The sequence below is a fragment of the Shinella yambaruensis genome, from assembly GCF_022899355.1.
GTDB lineage: Bacteria > Pseudomonadota > Alphaproteobacteria > Rhizobiales > Rhizobiaceae > Shinella > Shinella yambaruensis.
Genome location: NZ_JALJCK010000007.1, coordinates 139,583 through 156,345, shown reverse-complemented (window position 1 = coordinate 156,345; position 16,763 = coordinate 139,583). Strand labels below are relative to the sequence as shown.

The following is a 16,763-nucleotide window of genomic DNA, read 5'->3' as shown; positions in this document are numbered from 1 at the left end:
GTCCTCTCCTCTCCGGCCTCAAGCGCCGAGATAGGCCGCCTTGAGGTCGGGATCGTTGAGCACGTTGTGCGCCCCGCCCTCCACCGAGCACCGGCCCGCATCTATCACATAGGCATAGTCGGCGATCTCCAGCGCCACGGCCGCGTTCTGCTCCACCACGATAAGGCTGATGCCGGACTTGGAAAGGCCGATGATGATCTCGAAGATCTGGTTGATGATCTTCGGCGCAAGGCCGAGCGAGGGCTCGTCCAGCATGAGGAGCTCGGGCGTCGCCATCAGCGAGCGGCCGATCGCCAGCATCTGCTGCTGCCCGCCGCTCATCCGGCTCGCCAGCGAATGGCGCCGCTCCCTGAGGATCGGGAACATGTCGTAGACCTCAGTGCGGATTTCGTCGAAGCTGCGCCCTCGGCCGGGAAGATAGCCGGCGAGCAGGTTCTCTTCGACCGTCAGCCGCTGGAGGATCTGGCGCCCCTCCGGGCAATGGGCAAGGCCGAGGCGGGTGATCTCCTCCGGCGGCAGCCCCCTGATCGGCCGTCCCTTGAATTCGATCTCGCCGGCATAGACCTGCGTCAGGCCGGAAATGGAGCGCAGCGTCGAGGTCTTGCCGGCACCGTTCGCGCCGATGATCGTGACGATCTCGCCGGCGCGGACCTCCAGGTCAATGCCGAACAATACCTGCGTTCGACCGTAGCCCGCCTTGAGCCCGGCGACCTTGAGCAAGCTTGCGGATGTCGTCGAGTTCTTCCGTGGTTCCAAGATAGGCCTCCTGCACCCTTTCATTCGCGCGCACCACATCCGGCGTGCCGGAGCAAAGCAGCTCGCCGTAGTTCAACACGTCGATCCGGTCCGAAATCGACATGACCATGTCCATGTCGTGCTCGACGAGGATGATCGCCCGGTCTGCGCGCTTCAGGCCGGCGATCATCGCCGCCATGTCCTTCGTCTCGGTATGGTTGAGACCCGCCGCCGGCTCGTCCAGCAGCACGATCGGCGCCTGCGTGACGAAGGCGCGCGCCAGTTCGAGGATCTTCTGCCGCCCGTACGGCAGGTCGCCGGCGAGCACGTCCGCCACATCCGACAGATGGAACTCGGCGAGGCAGGCATGGCAGATGTCGAGGCGCTCGGCCTTGCCGAGGCGTTTCGTCCCGCTCAGAAAGCTTATCCAGGACTGCGGGAAGAAACACACCTCCAGGTTTTCCAGAACCGTCATGCCGTCGAAGAGGCGCAGGTTCTGGTAGGTGCGTGCGACGCCGAGCTGGGCGATGCGATGCTTCGGCAGCCTGCTGAGCTCGGTCGTGCCGAGCCGGATCGCGCCCGAGGTGACGGAATAGGAGCCGGCGATCATGTTGACGACGGTCGACTTGCCCGCCCCGTTCGGCCCGATGATCGAGTAGATCGAGCCGACGTCGAAGGATAGCGTGAGGTTCCTGATCGCCACCAGCGAACCGAAATGCTTGCTTACGTTTTCGAGGGCGAGAGCCATAGCGACCGAACCTTCCGAACGATGAAGCCGAGGTTGAAGCGGGGCGAGACGAGGCCGCCCGGGCGAAGCACGATGACCGCCACGAGCACGATCCCGTAGATCAGCAGGCGGTATTGCGCGGCGAAATGCAGGACTTCCGGCAGGATGACGAGCACCACGGCCCCGGCGATGACGCCGACGATGTTGCCGACGCCGCCGATGATGATGATCAGCACGACGAGCAGCGATTCCTGGAAGGTGAAGCTTTCCGGGCTGACGAAACGCTGGAACGAGCCGAAGATTACGCCGCCGGCACCGCCGATCGCCGCGCTCAGCGCGAAGGCGAGCAGCTTCAGCGTCGTCGTGTTGATGCCGAGGCCCCGCACGACGTCCTGGTCCTCGCGCATCGCCCGCCACGCCTTGCCGAGGATCGAGCGCTCCATGTAGTAGACACCTGCGCAGACGATGATCGCCAGCGCCAGCAGCAGCCAGTAGAAATGCACCGGGCTCGTCAGCGGCAGGCCGAAGAGGCTTGCCCGGTCGAGGCCGGCAATGCCCTGCGGGCCGTTGGTCAGGTCGTCGGCATTGTTGATGGCGATGCGGATGATCTCGCCGAAGCTCAAGGTGACGATGGCGAGATAGTCGCCGCGCAGCTTCAGCACGGGAAAGCCGAGCAGGATGCCGGCAAGCGCCCCGACGGCGGCGCCGATGAAGAGGATCACGATGAACGGCAGGTGGATGTCGAACTGGCCGCTGGCAAGGAAGGCATAGGCATAGGCGCCCACCGCGTAGAAGGCGATGAAGCCGAGATCGAGCAGGCCCGCATAGCCGACCACGAGATTGAGCCCGACGGCGAGGATGATGTAGATCAGGATGCTGTCCACGACACGGACATAGTAGGGCGGAAGCTTGGGCACGAGCGCCAGCAGGACCACGCAAAGCGCCAGTGCTGCCAGAAGGCCGATCCGACGGACGATCACCGGGTTGCCCATGACTCAGTAATCCTTCTTTGCGACGGTCGTTTCTTCCGAGACGGTCTCGCCGAGCAGGCCGGCAGGCTTGAACAGAAGAACGAGGATGAGGACGGCGAAGGCGAAGACGTCCCTATATTCCGTGCCGATGAGGCCGCCGGAGAGGATCGGCAGGAAGGCCGTGCCGAAGGTCTCGATCGCGCCGAGCAGGAAACCGCCCAGCATGGCCCCCGGAATGGAACCGATGCCACCGAGAATGGCCGCGGTGAAGGCCTTGAGGCCGATGACCGAGCCCATGGTCGGCTGCATGATGCCGTAATAGGAGGCGTACATGATGCCCGCCATCGCGCCGAGGCCGGGGCCGATGAAGAAGACGAGGCTGACGGCACGGTTGACGCGGATGCCGAGCAGGCTGGAAGTCGTCCAGCTCTCGGAGGCCGCGCGGATCCAGATGCCGAGGCGCGTGCCGTTGACGAAGAGCGTGAGCCCGACCATCAGCAGGACCGCGGCGGCAAGGATGCCGAGCTGCACCGTCGTCACCATGCCGCCGAGCGCCGCGACCGGCGTGCTCGGCACGATCGCCGGGAAATGCACCGGCTGCGGGCCGACCGTCACGCGCACCGCACTCTGCAGCACGATGGACATGCCGAGCGCGCTCAGCATCGGCGCCAGCCGGCCATAGGCACGCAGCGGCCGATAGGCGAAGCGCTCGATCGCCACGCCCAGAAGGCCGATGATCACGAAGCTCGCGACGATGGCGATGGCCGAATCCAGCACCGGCGCAAGCCCACCGAGACCGACGAGGCCGCTGAAGATGAAGGTGTAGACATACGGCCCGAGCATGAAGAACTCGCCGTGCGCGAAATTGATCAGGCGCATCACGCCGTAGACCATCGTATAGCCGAGGGCGATCAGTCCGTAGATCGCGCCGATCGCGAGCGCGAAGATCAGTTGCTGGAGAAAATAGTCGAACAAGGGGATCGCCTCTCTGCGACGGGCCGGCGCGGCAGCGCCGGCCCCATTGACGATGCGTCCGGCCGTTATTGCTTGATCAGCTCGAACTTGCCGTCCTTGACGACATAGAGATACATCGGCGCGGTGGTGTTCTCGCCGTTCTCGTCGAAGGCGACCGGGCCGAGCAGCGTGTCGACCGTCACGCCGTGTAACTGGGCAAGCACGCCCTCGCGGTCCAGCATCTCGGCCTTCTCGACGGCGGCGGCCATGACCTGGGCATTCGCGAAGCCGAGCGAGGCATAGGGGCCGGGCGCCCGGCCGAACCGGGCCTGGTGGCGTTCGGAAAAGTCCTTCAGCTCCGGCGAGGAGTCGTAGGGCGGCAGCTGGAACGTCATCAGCGCGCCTTCGGCGGAGGCCGCCCCAACCTGCGTGATGAAATCGACGGTGAAGCCGATATCCGGGCCGATGAACTGCGCCTTCAGGCCCTGCTCGCGCATCTGCTTGAGGAACAGGGCAAGCTGCGGCATGCCGGCGCCCATATAGACGACATCGGGGTTTTCCAGCTTGATCGATGCGATCAGGGCGGAAAAGTCGACATCCTCAGGATTCGTGCCGTGGGTGCCGGAGACCTTGCCGCCGCCAGCTTCGAAATTGTCCTTGAACACGCCGGCGATGCCCTGGCCGAAGACGGTCTTGTCATGCACCAGAACGGCGGTCTTCAGGCCGAGCTTCTCCGTCACGTACTTCGCCGGCAGCGCGCCCTGCACGAAATCGTTGGCCACGGGGCGCACGACGGTCTTGAAGCCCATGCGCATCAGTTCCGGATTGGTGGCGGGCACGACCTGCGGCATGCCGCATTCGGAATAGATGTCGAGCGCGGGCATGGTGACGCCGCTGTTCATGTGGCCGATCACGCCGATCACGGCGCTGTCGTCGCAGAACTGCTGGGCGACGAGCGTGCCCTGGCGCGGGTCGGCGCGGTCGTCGAGCGGGCGGAACACCACCTTGTTGCCCTTGATGCCGCCCTTCTCGTTGAGCTGGTCGAAATAAAGCTGGGCGCCGTCGATCTGCGACTGGCCGAACTCGGCCTGCGCACCCGACATGGGGGCGCTGCCACCCAGCACGATATCGTCCGCCATGGCCGGCAGCACGCTCGATGCCAACAGCAGGGCGGCGGAAAGAAGTACACGGTTTCTGGTCATAAGGTTCCCCTTTCGTTTGGTGCGATTGGTTGCACGGAACTCCCATCCGGGCAACGCATGCGTGAAATTATTATATGCATTCTTCACGACAGTGACCGGGCATGCGACTACTTGACGTTTTCGTCCGACCTCCTCATTTCGCGAGATAACCGCCGTCGACCGCCAGCACATGGCCGGTGGTCATCGCCGATGCAGGCCCGGCCAGGAAGACCATGGCCGCAGCCACTTCGTCCGGCTCGGCAAGACGGCCGAGCGGCGTCAGGCTGCGGATCTTCTCCATCTGTGCCGCATCCGCGGTCAGATGGTCGATCAGCGGCGTGCGGACCCAGGTGGGCGCGACCGCGTTGACGCGAATACCGCTGCCGGCCCATTCGACCGCAAGCGTGCGGGTAAGGTTCACCACGCCGGCCTTGGTCGACTGGTAGGAGACGTTCGGGTGCAGGCCGCCGCCCGAATAGCTCATGATCGACGCGGTGTTGATCACCACGCCCGGAACGCCGCGGCCGATCCAGGAGCGCGCCGCCGTCCGCGAGCAAAGGAACATGCCCGTCAGGTTGACCGAGACGACGCTGTTCCAGTCCTCCAGGGCAAGCTCCGTCGATGGACGGCGGATCGAAATGCCCGCATTGTTGACGAGGATGTCGAGGCCGCCAGCCTGCCGTTCCGCAGCGGCGAACACGCCGAGGACGTCCGCCTCGTCCGTGACATCGAGGGCGGCGGCCGTGGCCGCGCCGCCGGTCTCCGTCACGTCCCGGCAGACGGCTTCCGCCGCCGCCGCATCCCGGTCGAGAACCACGACATGTGCCCCGAAGGCCGCGAACATCCGCGCCGCCGCGCGGCCGATGCCGCCGCCGCCACCGGTGATGAAGACCCGCTTTTCATCGAGCCTGAACATCTTTTCGGGCGCTTTTGCACACATCATGTGTACGGTTCCCTGTAGCGGTCCCTTCAGCCGACGATCTTGCCGAAGGCGAGCACGAAATTTGCGACGATCATTTCCGCGCCGACGATCTCGCGGATCTGGAAATCGGAGAACGGATCGCCGGCATTGCCGCCGATCTTGAGGTCGACCGTGCCGAAGGCATGGCGAAGCATTTCGGACTGGCCCAGCGAATTCTCGATGATCTGGGTCTCGACGGCGGCGCTTTCCGGCGACGGGATGATGCGGGTCTGGAAGCGCGGCTGCAGGACGGGCTTGTCGAAGGCAGGGCCGCCGGCCTTGAAGTCGATCTCGATCAGCGAGGTGCCTCGGCGCGACAGCTTCGCGGTGACCGCCGCCTCGCTCGCCTTCCAGTCCACTTCGCCCATCTTCTTCGGATAGCCCCAGACCTCGCGTCCGACGGCCATCGAGTCGTCATTGGTGACGATCTCGTAGAGCACATGGCCGCCCGGGCGCCCCTTGTAGCTCATCGGTACGACGATGCCGCCCTCGGCATAGGTGCCGAGCGAACCGCCCGCGGGGACGTCCATGATGAAGAACTCGATCACGTCGCCCCTGACATCGAACGGCGCGGGCAGCGCCGCGCGGATCGCCGCCTCGTCGACACGGCAGAACACGCTGACCTTGCTGAAGGCTTTGTAGTCGAACGGCGGCGCCTGGTAGAGGGGCGCACGCTGCGGGAGGGAATAGGCCTGCTGAGACATCGGAGATCGGGTCTTTCCTGTATGTTCATGTCAAGCAGAAGTTCACACCAATGAAAAAATGAAGTCAAGATTTCATTTGAATGATTTCTATAGATTCGTCTGCGAAACGAACTTTATGGACTGGAAGGTTTCCAGCGCCTCCGGCCCGCCCTCGGAGCCGTAACCGGAATCCTTCACGCCGTTGAACGGGACCTCGGCATAGGCAAGACCATAGTCGTTGATCGAGAGCATGCCCGTCTCGATGTCCTCGGCGAAGCGTTGCGCGTTCTTCTGGGACCGCGTGAAGGCATAGGCGGCAAGGCCGAAGGGCAGCCGGTTCGCTTCAGTAATCGCCGCGTCGACCGTCGCGAAACGGTTGACGACCACCACCGGCCCGAACGGCTCCTCGTTCATGATCGCCGCATCCTGCGGCACGTCGGCGAGCACCGTCGGCTCGAAGAAGAAGCCGGCATTGCCGATGCGGCTGCCGCCCGTCAGGAGGCGGCCACCCCGCGCGACGGCGTCGCCGATCAGGCGGTCCATGGCGTCGAGCCGGCGCGCATTCGCCATCGGCCCCATGTCGACGTCTTGCGAGAGCCCGTCCCCCACCTTCACGGCCTTCGCTGCGGCGACGAAACCGTCGAGCACAGTTTCATAGACGGGTTCTTCCGCCAGCACGCGCGTCGGCGCGATGCAGACCTGGCCGGCATTGTGGAACTTGTGGCCGGCGAGCATCGAGACGGCGGAGGAGAGGTCCGCATCCGCGCAGACGATGCAGGGCGCGTGCCCGCCGAGTTCCATCGTCACCCGTTTCATATGCGCGCCGGCAAGTGCCGTCAGGTGCTTGCCGACCGGCGTCGAGCCCGTGAAGGAGACCTTGCGGATGGTCGGGTGCGGAATGAGATATTCGGAGATTTCCGAGGGGACGCCGTAGAGAAGGTTGACCGTCCCGTCCGGAAAGCCCGCATCGGCGAAGGCGCGGATCATCGCGGCGCAGGATGCGGGCGCCTCCTCTGCGGCCTTCAGGATGACGGTGCAACCTGCCGCAAGGGCTGCGCAGATCTTCCGGATGGCCTGGGCGACCGGATAGTTCCATGGCGTGAAGGCCGCGACGACGCCGACCGGCTCCTTCATGACCATCTGCTGCATACCGGGCCTGCGCGCCGGAATGATGCGGCCATAGGAGCGGATCGCCTCCTCCGCGAACCAGCGGATCACATCATCGGCATTGCGCAGTTCGGAGCGGGCTTCGGCAAGCGGCTTGCCCTGCTCCATGGTCAGGATCGGCGCGATCTCCTCGATACGGGCGCGCAGATTGTCGGCAGCGGCATGCAGCAGCTTTGCGCGCTCACGCGCGGTCGTCCTGCGCCATATGGCGAAAGCCGCATCGGCGGCGGCAAGCGCACGATCCATGTCGGCCGTCGCCGCCTTTGCGACGCGGCCGATCTCGCCGCCGGTCGCCGGGTTGAGGACGGGCAGCGTCTCGCCGTCCGCGCCATTGATCCATTTGCCGGCGATGAAGAGTTGGGTATCGGGATACATGTCTTCCTCGTTCGATAGGATGGGTCAGCGGTCGAAGCACACGAGCGTGCGGGCAAGAACGCCCTGCTCCAGCCAGCCGAAGGCCTCGTTGATCCGCTCCAGCGGCACGCGCTCGCCGACCTGGCGGTCGAGGTCGAAGCGTCCGGCCCGGTAGAGGCCAAGGATGCGCTCGAAATCACGCTCGGGAACCCCGCCGCCGTAGTTGCTGCCGATGATGCGCTTCTGGGTGTTCGGCAGCGTCGAGGCCGGCAGGGAAACCATCTCGCCCTTCGCCGCGATGCCGACGGAAATCACCGCGCCGCCAAGCCGGACGCCGTCATAGGCAAGTGCGATGGCCGCCGGCCGGCCGGTGCAGTCGATCATGCTGTCCGGGCCGCGGCCGCGGCTCAGCGCCTTGAGTTCCGCAGTGACGTCCTGCGTCGCGGAATTGAGGAAGTGCGTCGCCCCGAACGAGCGGGCGACCGCTTCCTTTTCCGGGTTGATGTCGATCGCCACGACCGCTTCCGCGCCGGCCAACGACGCCGCATGGATGGCGTTGATGCCGACGCCGCCGACGCCGATCACGCCGACGACCTCGCCGGGCTCGACGCGCGCATCGTTGACGACGGCGCCGAAGCCGGTCGTCACCGCGCAGCCGACGAGCGCAGCCACCTCGAAGGGAATGTCCTTCTCGATCCGCGCGCAACCCGATTCCGGCACGACGGCGAATTCGGCGAAGCTCGACACGCAGGTGAAGTGATGGACTGGCTTTTCGGCGCTGCCGAGCCTTTGCGCGCCGTTCCAGAGCGTTCCGCCGCCGGCGGCCTCGCCATAGGTGTCGCACATGGTCGGCAGGCGCTTGTGGCAATAGAAGCATTCGCCGCAGTTCGGCGCCCAGGAGAGGATGACATGGTCGCCCTTCCGGACCTTGGATACGGCCGAGCCGGTGCGCTCGACGATGCCGGCCGCCTCGTGCCCAAGGATGATCGGCAGCTTCGGCCGCGACTTGCCCCTGGCGGCGCTGAGGTCACTGTGGCAGACGCCGGTGGCGATGATCCGCACGAGGACTTCGCGGTCGCCCGGCTCGCCGATCGCCACATCCTCGATCACCAGGTCCTCGTTGTAGCCATAGAGAACGGCGGCCTTCATTCTGCGTTTCCCCTCTCGAGGCCTTGAGCCTGCCGCCTGTCCCAGCTTCCTTCGACGGAGGCGGGCAGCCGGTGCTTCATGATGCGCTGGCTCGGCGTGCGCTCGAAATCGTCGACCACGGCAAGGTAGCGGGGGTTCTGGAACGGGGCGAGCCGCTGGCCGAGCCAGGCGGAGAAGGCCGGCAAATCGATGGCGGCTCCCGCCTTCGGCTTGATGAAGAGCTTGATCTCCTGCTCGCCGACCTCGGCCGCAACGCCGATCAGCGCACAATCCTCCACCATCGGATGGCTGCCGGCGACGTGCTCCACCTCGAAGGCCGAGACGTTCTCGCCCTTCACCCGCACGCTGTCCGTCAGGCGGCCGAGGAAATAAAGGTTGCCGTCGGCGTCGATGCTGCCGAGGTCGCCGGTATGGAAGCCATCCGGGCGCAGCGCCCTCGCCGTCGCCTCCTCGTTGCGGAAATAGCCGGCGAAGACCGCGCCTTCCCGACGCGGATGGACGACGATCTCGCCCGGCACGCCAGCCGCCACGGGCGCTCCCTGCTCATCGCGGATTTCCACCGAAAGCCACGGCACCGGCGTGCCGACCGACCCGACGATGCCGGCGGCGTTGAACGTGGTGATGCTGGAGGATTCCGTCATGCCGTAGCATTCACGCAGTGGTGTGCCGAAGCGCGCCTCGAAGGCGCGCCAGATGTCGCGCGGGCAACCGCCGCCCCAGGCAACGCGCACTTTGTGGTCGCGGTCCCGATCACTTTCCGGCTGCTTGAGGAGAATCTGCAGGACGCCGCCGAGATAGTGGATCTGCGTCGCGCCGCAGGCGCGCACCTGATCCCAGAAGCGGCTGGCGCTGAAGCGCTGCACCATGGCGAGCGTGACCTCGCGCAGCAGCGGGATCGGGATGAGCTGCGCGCCGCCGATATGGTAGAGAGGCTCCCAGACGAAGAAGACGTCGCCGTCCCGGGCATCCGAGCAGAGCATCGCCCCTTCGGCGGCGTAGCGCAGCATGCGGTGGGTGACGCGCACCCCCTTCGGCCGGCCGGTGGTGCCGGACGTATAGTTCAGCGCAAAGAGGTCGTCCGCCGCGGGCAGCGGTTCGGAAAAGACATGGCCGCGGCCGGCGAGCCCATCGAGGCTATCCGCCTCTCCCGCCTCGGCGACGAGCCGGAAGGCGCGCATGTCGGCGCCACATGCCAGGAGATCCGGGAAGAGATCGCGGTCGGCGAAGACGACGCGCGGATCGCAATGGTCCAGGATGTATTTCAGGCCGTCGCCGCGCAGCTGCACGTTGACGGGCACCCAGACGGCGCCGCATTTGGCGATGGCGAACAGCACGGCAAGGCTGTCGGGGCTGTTGCGCAGCATGAGCGCCACGCGATCGTCCTTCGCAACACCCAGGCGGCGCAGCTCGACCGCCACGCTGTCCGACTTGCGGTGCAGATCCGCGAAGGTGATCGGCTCGCCATCGAAGGTCGCATAGATGGCCTCGGGCGAGGCGGCGGCGCGGGCCGGCAGGCGGGAAACGAAACCTTGGTCTTGCACGCTGAGGTCCTGGAACGTCGTTGATATCGAAAGCGGACGCGGATCAGCCGGATTTGGCCCCGGACTTCGCGGCGAGGAACTTTTCCATCATCCGGTTGGGCTCGCCGTCGCCATAGGCGATGCGCTGGTTGCGCACGCCGGCGGCGAGCGCATCGCGGAAGCGCGCCTCGGTGACTTCGCGGAACCGCTGCTTGTTGAGCTTCATGGCGAGCCGCGGCTTGGCGGCAAGCGCCTCGCCCAGCGCCAATGCTGCCGCAAGCACCTCTTCGCGCGGCACGATCCGGTTGATCAGGCCGATCGCGGCGCATTCCGCCGCCTCCATCATCCGCCCGCTCAGCGTGAGGTCGGTCGTGCGCGCAAGGCCGATCATCTCCATCATGATCCACGGGCCGGTGGTGCTGGCGATGCCGGAATTGATCTCCGGCTGCCCCATCTTCACGCCGTCGTGGCCGATGCGGAAATCGCCGAGCAGCGCGACCTGGAAGGCCGAGCCGGCGGCAAGGCCGTTCAACGCCATGATCAGCGGCTTGGACAGGCCGCGGATGCAGTCGTAGAGCCGTTCCCATTCGCCGATCCACAGTTCCGCGCGGTCGGGATCGAAGGTCTTGGTCTCGTTGAGGTCCTGCCCGGCGCCGAAGGCACGCTCCCCCGACCCGGTCATGACGATCGCTCCGACGGACGCATCCTCTTCGGCAGCTTCCAGCGCCTCTACGAGATCGGCACGCATTTGCGCGTGCCAGGCATTGAGAACCTCGGGACGGTTCAGCGTGATGACACGGCATGCGCCATGCTGCTGCGTCAGGATGAAATCTGCCATGTCGATCACCGTATTTCTATTTAATACGATGTATTGTATTTCGATGCATGAAATTGTCAACGGGATTCTTCATGACGTGCAGGATCGGCCGCCGGCTGGCGGAGATGCGCGAAAAGACCTTGTGTCAGGATTTCAGAACGCCGGGGACGCCTGCGAGATCGAGCGCGCGGCGGCGGTGACGAGCGGCGCAAAAAGCTCCTCGGCTTTCTCCGGCGTGTAGCGCGCGTTGGAGACGCCGATATTCACTGCCGCCACGGGCCGGCCGGCCTGGTCGAGCACGGCGGCCGCGACCGAGAGATCGCCGGGGAAGAATTCGCCCCAGGTCGTGGCATAGCCGGCATGGCGGGCCATATTAAGCTGCGCGACAAGGGCCTCGACCGTGTGCACCGTTTGCGGTGTGAAGGCCTGCAGGGGCGAACGCCCGAGCAGCGAGATAGCCTGCTCGGCCGGCAGGCGGGAAAGGATCGCCCGGCCCGGCGCCGTGCAGAAGGCGGGCATGCGCGTGCCCACCACCACATCGGTGTTGAGCATGTGCCGGCTCATGAAGCGGGCGGCGAAGACGATGTCCACGCCGTCCGGCAGGGTCAGGTTCACCGTCTCCTCCGTCTCGCGGCTGAGATGGAGGAGATAGGGCATCGCCTGGTTGACGATCGGGTTGGCGGTGATGAAATGGCGCGCCATCTCCAGGCTGCGCAGGCTGAGCTCGAAACGCTTCGTTACCGGGTCCTTCCGGAGGTAGCCCAGCCGGTTCAGCGTGTGGGTGAAGCGTTGCGCCGCGCTCTTGTCGAGCCCGACACTGGCGCCGATCTGCGCCAGGCTGAGGCTGCGGTTCGTGCCGTCGAATGCCTCGAGCACGCGGAACGCCTTTTCCACCGACCGCACCATCAGCGGATCGGCGTCGTCCGGACCCTTCGTGTTGTCAGCAGCCAAACTCGTTACCCCGGCAATCGCGTCGATGCCCTGTGGCCCCGTGTAACCCGGCCTCCCGGCAACGGCAAGCCCGCCCGGGCCGCGATCAGCCGGCGCTCTTGAACAGGAGATCGCGCACGCGGTCGGAATCATGGGCGACGTGCGCGCGCATCAGGCCGCGCGCCGCCTCGCTGTCGCCGCCGAGGATGGCGACGGCGAGCGGCCGGTGATCGACCGCCTCGGGGCTTTGCGATGGGGCGCTCTGGTTGCAGAAATACCAGAGGCGGAGAGCGAGATTGAAGTTCTGCGTCAGCATCGCGGCAAGATAGTCGTTGCGCGCCATGCGGTAGATGCGGCGATGGAACTCGGCGTCCCCGGCGATCTGGAGCGAGATGTCGCGCTCCTCCACCAGCTTTTCGGCGAATTTCATCAGCGATTGACGCTCCTGCGTCGTCGCGCGCACGGCCGCGAGCGAGGCCGCCAGCCCCTCGATCTCCAGCCGGATCTCCTTGATCGACTGCTGGTCGCGCAGGCCGATATCGGCGGCGAAGATGCCGCGCCGGGGGTAGATCACCACAAGACGCTCGCCCTCCAGCCGCCGCAGCGCCTCGCGGATCGGGGCAAGCCCGATATCCAGCTCCGTTGTCAGCTCGCGCTCGTTGAGCGGCTGCAGCGGCTGGTAATGCAGGCGCACCAGCCGGTCGAGCAGGATGCCGTATACCTTGTCACTGAAGCGCTCCTCCGATTTGGCCGCCTTGTCGCTGTCCGGCAGCATGGCCGCGCCCGCCGCGATGGTCGTCATGACATGTCCTTCACTGCCTGCCCGGCAGGCGCCCCGCGCCCGCCTTCACCTCATAGCCTTCCTGCGGCCGTCACCCGGCGCAGGAAGGATTGCGTCGCCGCCTCGCGCGGCGCGCCGAACACCTGCTCCGGCGGGCCTTCCTCCAGGATCCGGCCCTTGTAGAGAAAGCACACTTTATCCGAGATTTCCCGCGCAAAACTCATCTCGTGCGTCGTGAGTAGCATCGTCATGCCCTGCTGCGCCAGATCGCGCACCAGATCGAGCACTTCCATCACCAGTTCGGGATCGAGCGCCGAGGTGATCTCGTCGAGCAGCAGCACCTCCGGCTGCATGATCATGGTGCGGGCGATGGCGACGCGCTGCTGCTGGCCGCCGGAAAGCTGGTCGGGAAAGGCCTTGGCCTTGTCGCGCATGCCGACGCGCTCCAGCATGGCGAGCGCCCGCGCCTCCGCCTCCTCCCGGCCGCAGGCGCCGGTGATGACGGGCGCGACCGTGCAGTTGCCGAGCACCGACATGTGCGGAAAGAGGTTGTAGCTCTGGAACACCATGCCGACGCGTCGGCGCAGCGCCACGTGGTCGATGCCGAGGCCGGAGATCACCTCGCCGTCCAGGCGGATCTCGCCCTGCTGGATATCCTCCAGCCCGTTGAGGCAGCGCAGCAGCGTCGACTTGCCCGAGCCCGACGCGCCGATCAGCGAGACGACCGAATGGCGCGGGATATCGAGGTCGATGCCGTCGATGACGCGGAAGGTGCCGTAGGACTTGCCGATGCCCTCAAGTTCGATCAGCGGCCTTGCCATCTCAGCGGCCCTCCTTGGTGTCGGCGCGGGCGACGAGGTAGTCGACCAGCCGGGTCTGCGGAATGGTGATGGCGATGAAGAGGATGCAGACCACCGTGACAGACGAGAGATTGTAGTAGTTGGCGGAATAGATCTTGGCCTGGGTGAAGGCATCGACGATGCCGACGATGTTCACCAGCGCGGTATCCTTCTGCAGCGCGATGAAATTGCCGAGCATGGGGCCGGCGATGCGGCGCATGGCCTGCGGCAGCACGATGAGGCGCAGCACCGCGCCGGGCGGGATGCCGAGCGACTGGGCGGCGGAGATCTGGCTGTGATGGATGCCCTTGAGGCCGGCGCGGAACTGCTCGCCGTTATAGGCGGCATAGGTCAGGGACAACGCGACGATGGCATAGAGCATCGGATCGCCGTCGCTGAGCACGGGAATGCCCATCAGCGGCACGCCGAAGCAGACGAGGTAGATGATGACGATGGCCGGCAGGCTGCGGAAGATATCGACATAGAAGATGCAGACGCCGCGCACCAGCGCGAAGCTCGATCCCTGCAACGAACGGCCGATGGCGAGCAGCAGGCCGAGCAGCATGGAGAGGACCTGCGCGGCGACGGCGATCGTGAGGTTCGCGCCGAAGGCCTTGGTGACGTCGACAAGGCTCGCCAGGATGACGTCGCCGCGCAGGAAGGTCTTGTAGACCACCGCATCGTTGATCGTCAGGAAGGTCGCGACCGCGAGCACGGGCAAAAGGAAGAGGCCGAGCCCCATCGCCGTGAAGGCATGGTGGCGGGCATGGGCCGCCTCGACACGCGCGGCGACGGGAACGCCCCCGCGCCAGGCCTCGGCCGAAAGGCGCCGCGCCCGCAACGCGCGGCTCATGGGGATGCCGAGCGCGAAGGCGACGGCGAGCGCGGCCGCAATCGCGCCGACGAGCCGCATGCTCTCGCCAGCGAGTATCGCGACGCTGCCTCCGGCAAGAAAGCCGATGCCGACGGAAGCGACGGCCAGCGCCGCGGCGAAGGCAAGGGGCCAGCCGGTCGGCAGCGGAGGCGTCTGCCGCGCCCCCTCGCCCATCCCCGGCGAGACCGCCGCGTCGAGGATCTTCGCCGCCGTCATTCGGTGGTCCACTCTTCGATGCTCGACACCGGCGCGCCGAGGATCGGCGCCAGCCACTTGACCTCGATCGCCTGAAGCGAGCCGTCGGCGCGCATGTCAGCCAGGATCGCATCGGTGGGCGCGACATTGGCGGAGCCCTTGGGGAAGAGGATCGCGACGTCCCCGCCGATCGGATAGCGGCCGAACACCTTCAGCGCGCCGTTCGAGGCGGTGGCGCGCGGCAGCGCCGTTTCCGTATCGGCCAGCGCCGCGTCGATCTGGTTGGCCATCAGCGCCGCCCACATATCGTCATTCGACTGGAAGATGCGCAGGTCCCCGGTCGGCTTCAGCTTCTCGCGCACGAATTTCTCCTGCACCGAGCCGAGCAGCACGCCGATGCGCTTGGCGCCCAGCGTCTTCGCCGTCACGTCGCTGCCGGCCTTGGCGATCACGCCGGTATCGGTGAAGCGGTAGCTGCCGGAGAAATCGACCGACTTCTTGCGTTCGTCGGTGGGGAAGAGATCCCAGATCGACATGTCGAAATCGGACGCCTTGCCCGTCACGAGGGACTCGAACGAGGCGTTCTTGACGACGATCTTGCCGATGCCGCCACGGCTGGCGATCTCCGCGCCGAGGCAATAGAGATAGCCGCCGTCGATGGTTTCCGGCGTGTTGCCCTGGTAGGCCTGCGGCGAGGGCAGCGGCACGGCGATGGTCAGCACGCCCTCATGGGCCGGGCTCAACGCGTGCTTGGCGGCGCCCTCCTTCAATTCGCAGCGGCCGAACGCCGCCGTTTCGGCCTTTGCCGGCAGCGCTGCCGCCAGCACGGCGAAGACGGCCGAGGCCAGGAGTGTCTTGATGGATACCTTGCTCATGTCGTGATTCCCCTTTTTGGTCGAGCTTTATCGGGTATCGGTGCCGGATCCGCAAAACCGGATCCGGCGCCGCAAATGCGTCAAACGAGCGACGCGACGACGGTCGGCACGCCATTTTCCGGCGTCGAGGCGAAATCGCCCACCGTATATTCGGCGCCGAGCACCTCGGCGATCCGCAGCCGTTCCTCGCCGACCGAAATCGTCGGGCCGAGGGAAACGCGGCCGCGACCGACCTTGCGCTCCGTCAGCTTGTAATCCTTGATGGTGTTGCGGCTGATGATGTCGAAGGTCTGGAAACCCGGCCCGTTGACCTCAGGTACGGCACGCACCTGGTAGTGCGGGAAGAGGCGCAGGTCCGCCCAGGCCTCGCGGCTCACCGACGGGTCGAAATCCACCGCGATCTCGAACATGACGTCGTCGTAGAGCGAGGTCCTGCCGCGCATGCCGGTCGCCGTCTCTTCCAGTTCGATCCGGGCGAAATGCTTGGGATACCCCCACAGCTCCCGCCCGCCGGCGACGGTCGTGTGCTTGTCCTCGTATTCGAAATAATAGGTGCCGCCGACATGCTCGCCGTAGCGGACCGGCAGGATGACCGCGGCGTCGAAATAGGTGCGGCCGGAATTGTTGCCGAAATCGGCGATGGAGACGACGAAGCGGTCATCCGCCAGTTCGAAGGGCAGCGGGTCCAGAAGGCGCTCCATCTGCGCGCGCGCGCCCCGGCAATAGACCGAGAGCGTCTTCAGGCCGGGGCAGGCATAGGTGACATTGCCCGGGCCGAAGCGCAGGAAATTCCAGAATTGCAGGGGGTCGTACGGTTTCATGTCGCTCACAGCCGTTCAAAATTTCATTGCACTAACATTTCAGATCAATTTTGAAATTCTGTCAAGCAGGCTTTCCGCCAAGCCGCTCGAACTCTTCATATCCAACTGATCAGAATACATTATTTCGATTCCCGGCAGGAAATAAGGCTTGGGATTTACGCTCTTCCAAGTGCTGGCAGCCGCGGAAATCGCTTGACGATACGAAAGTCCCCTATATCAATTTCACAGA

At 65.7% G+C, this 16,763-nt stretch carries 17 protein-coding genes; all 17 read right to left on the bottom strand.

Annotated elements, in window-relative coordinates; genetic code table 11:
- Positions 1 to 18: 18 nt before the first annotated feature.
- The 17 genes from MUU56_RS17925 to MUU56_RS17845 all read right to left on the bottom strand — a co-directional run bounded on the left by MUU56_RS17925 (position 19) and on the right by MUU56_RS17845 (position 16,534).
- Positions 19 to 720: an ABC transporter ATP-binding protein gene (locus MUU56_RS17925; RefSeq protein WP_244768647.1), complete on the bottom strand. Its 702-nt coding sequence runs from the start codon at positions 718 to 720 to the stop codon at positions 19 to 21.
- On the bottom strand, positions 659 to 1,483 hold the full coding sequence (locus MUU56_RS17920) for an ABC transporter ATP-binding protein (protein ID WP_244768646.1): 825 nt from the start codon (positions 1,481 to 1,483) through the stop codon (positions 659 to 661). The genes MUU56_RS17925 and MUU56_RS17920 overlap by 62 nt, the downstream gene beginning before the upstream one ends.
- Positions 1,459 to 2,454, bottom strand: a complete 996-nt coding sequence (locus MUU56_RS17915; protein WP_244768645.1) for a branched-chain amino acid ABC transporter permease — start codon at positions 2,452 to 2,454, stop codon at positions 1,459 to 1,461. Before MUU56_RS17915 ends, MUU56_RS17920 begins: the two co-directional genes overlap by 25 nt.
- A 3-nt stretch (positions 2,455 to 2,457) precedes the next feature.
- A complete protein-coding gene (locus tag MUU56_RS17910; protein WP_244768644.1) occupies positions 2,458 to 3,408 on the bottom strand; it encodes a branched-chain amino acid ABC transporter permease in 951 nt (316 codons plus the stop codon).
- Between the two features lie 65 nt (positions 3,409 to 3,473).
- The gene (locus MUU56_RS17905; protein WP_244768643.1) at positions 3,474 to 4,589 is read right to left on the bottom strand and encodes a branched-chain amino acid ABC transporter substrate-binding protein; all 1,116 of its coding nucleotides are present in this window, start codon (positions 4,587 to 4,589) and stop codon (positions 3,474 to 3,476) included.
- A gap of 133 nt (positions 4,590 to 4,722) precedes the next feature.
- Positions 4,723 to 5,511 carry an SDR family NAD(P)-dependent oxidoreductase gene (locus MUU56_RS17900; protein WP_244768642.1) on the bottom strand — a complete coding sequence of 263 codons (789 nt, stop codon included), beginning with the start codon at positions 5,509 to 5,511 and terminating at the stop codon, positions 4,723 to 4,725.
- A 26-nt stretch (positions 5,512 to 5,537) separates the two neighbouring features.
- Positions 5,538 to 6,233 (bottom strand): acetoacetate decarboxylase family protein, encoded by a 696-nt coding sequence (locus MUU56_RS17895; RefSeq protein ID WP_244768641.1) that lies wholly within the window; start codon positions 6,231 to 6,233, stop codon positions 5,538 to 5,540.
- A gap of 87 nt (positions 6,234 to 6,320) precedes the next feature.
- On the bottom strand, positions 6,321 to 7,754 hold the full coding sequence (locus MUU56_RS17890; protein ID WP_244768640.1) for an NAD-dependent succinate-semialdehyde dehydrogenase: 1,434 nt from the start codon (positions 7,752 to 7,754) through the stop codon (positions 6,321 to 6,323).
- A 24-nt stretch (positions 7,755 to 7,778) separates the two neighbouring features.
- On the bottom strand, positions 7,779 to 8,882 hold the full coding sequence (locus MUU56_RS17885; RefSeq protein ID WP_244768639.1) for a Zn-dependent alcohol dehydrogenase: 1,104 nt from the start codon (positions 8,880 to 8,882) through the stop codon (positions 7,779 to 7,781).
- A complete protein-coding gene (locus MUU56_RS17880; protein ID WP_244768638.1) occupies positions 8,879 to 10,423 on the bottom strand; it encodes an AMP-binding protein in 1,545 nt (514 codons plus the stop codon). Before MUU56_RS17880 ends, MUU56_RS17885 begins: the two co-directional genes overlap by 4 nt.
- 43 nt (positions 10,424 to 10,466) lie before the next feature.
- Complete coding sequence (locus MUU56_RS17875) at positions 10,467 to 11,240, bottom strand: enoyl-CoA hydratase/isomerase family protein (protein WP_244768637.1); 774 nt, start codon at positions 11,238 to 11,240, stop codon at positions 10,467 to 10,469.
- A gap of 132 nt (positions 11,241 to 11,372) precedes the next feature.
- Positions 11,373 to 12,170: an IclR family transcriptional regulator gene (locus MUU56_RS17870; RefSeq protein ID WP_244768636.1), complete on the bottom strand. Its 798-nt coding sequence runs from the start codon at positions 12,168 to 12,170 to the stop codon at positions 11,373 to 11,375.
- An 85-nt stretch (positions 12,171 to 12,255) separates the two neighbouring features.
- A complete protein-coding gene (locus MUU56_RS17865; RefSeq protein WP_244768635.1) occupies positions 12,256 to 12,951 on the bottom strand; it encodes a GntR family transcriptional regulator in 696 nt (231 codons plus the stop codon).
- A gap of 50 nt (positions 12,952 to 13,001) precedes the next feature.
- The gene (locus MUU56_RS17860) at positions 13,002 to 13,751 is read right to left on the bottom strand and encodes an amino acid ABC transporter ATP-binding protein (RefSeq protein WP_244768634.1); all 750 of its coding nucleotides are present in this window, start codon (positions 13,749 to 13,751) and stop codon (positions 13,002 to 13,004) included.
- A 1-nt stretch (position 13,752) separates the two neighbouring features.
- On the bottom strand, positions 13,753 to 14,859 hold the full coding sequence (locus MUU56_RS17855) for an amino acid ABC transporter permease (protein ID WP_244768633.1): 1,107 nt from the start codon (positions 14,857 to 14,859) through the stop codon (positions 13,753 to 13,755).
- Entirely contained in the window at positions 14,856 to 15,713 is an 858-nt protein-coding gene (locus MUU56_RS17850; protein ID WP_244768632.1) for an ABC transporter substrate-binding protein, read from the bottom strand. The genes MUU56_RS17855 and MUU56_RS17850 overlap by 4 nt, the downstream gene beginning before the upstream one ends.
- A gap of 80 nt (positions 15,714 to 15,793) precedes the next feature.
- A complete protein-coding gene (locus tag MUU56_RS17845) occupies positions 15,794 to 16,534 on the bottom strand; it encodes an acetoacetate decarboxylase family protein (protein WP_244768631.1) in 741 nt (246 codons plus the stop codon).
- Between the last annotated feature and the right edge of the window lie 229 nt (positions 16,535 to 16,763).

What these genes read in the sequence shown, in the direction of transcription:
- MUU56_RS17920 (WP_244768646.1), bottom strand. Translation starts at nt 1,483, where the DNA reads ATGGCTCTCGCCCTCGAAAACGTAAGCAAGCATTTCGGTTCGCTGGTG.
- MUU56_RS17860 (WP_244768634.1), bottom strand. Translation starts at nt 13,751, where the DNA reads ATGGCAAGGCCGCTGATCGAACTTGAGGGCATCGGCAAGTCCTACGGC.
- MUU56_RS17890 (WP_244768640.1), bottom strand. Translation starts at nt 7,754, where the DNA reads ATGTATCCCGATACCCAACTCTTCATCGCCGGCAAATGGATCAATGGC.
- MUU56_RS17850 (WP_244768632.1), bottom strand. Translation starts at nt 15,713, where the DNA reads ATGAGCAAGGTATCCATCAAGACACTCCTGGCCTCGGCCGTCTTCGCC.
- MUU56_RS17905 (WP_244768643.1), bottom strand. Translation starts at nt 4,589, where the DNA reads ATGACCAGAAACCGTGTACTTCTTTCCGCCGCCCTGCTGTTGGCATCG.
- MUU56_RS17865 (WP_244768635.1), bottom strand. Translation starts at nt 12,951, where the DNA reads ATGACGACCATCGCGGCGGGCGCGGCCATGCTGCCGGACAGCGACAAG.
- MUU56_RS17845 (WP_244768631.1), bottom strand. Translation starts at nt 16,534, where the DNA reads ATGAAACCGTACGACCCCCTGCAATTCTGGAATTTCCTGCGCTTCGGC.
- MUU56_RS17855 (WP_244768633.1), bottom strand. Translation starts at nt 14,859, where the DNA reads ATGACGGCGGCGAAGATCCTCGACGCGGCGGTCTCGCCGGGGATGGGC.
- MUU56_RS17895 (WP_244768641.1), bottom strand. Translation starts at nt 6,233, where the DNA reads ATGTCTCAGCAGGCCTATTCCCTCCCGCAGCGTGCGCCCCTCTACCAG.
- MUU56_RS17900 (WP_244768642.1), bottom strand. Translation starts at nt 5,511, where the DNA reads ATGATGTGTGCAAAAGCGCCCGAAAAGATGTTCAGGCTCGATGAAAAG.
- MUU56_RS17885 (WP_244768639.1), bottom strand. Translation starts at nt 8,882, where the DNA reads ATGAAGGCCGCCGTTCTCTATGGCTACAACGAGGACCTGGTGATCGAG.
- MUU56_RS17915 (WP_244768645.1), bottom strand. Translation starts at nt 2,454, where the DNA reads ATGGGCAACCCGGTGATCGTCCGTCGGATCGGCCTTCTGGCAGCACTG.
- MUU56_RS17875 (WP_244768637.1), bottom strand. Translation starts at nt 11,240, where the DNA reads ATGGCAGATTTCATCCTGACGCAGCAGCATGGCGCATGCCGTGTCATC.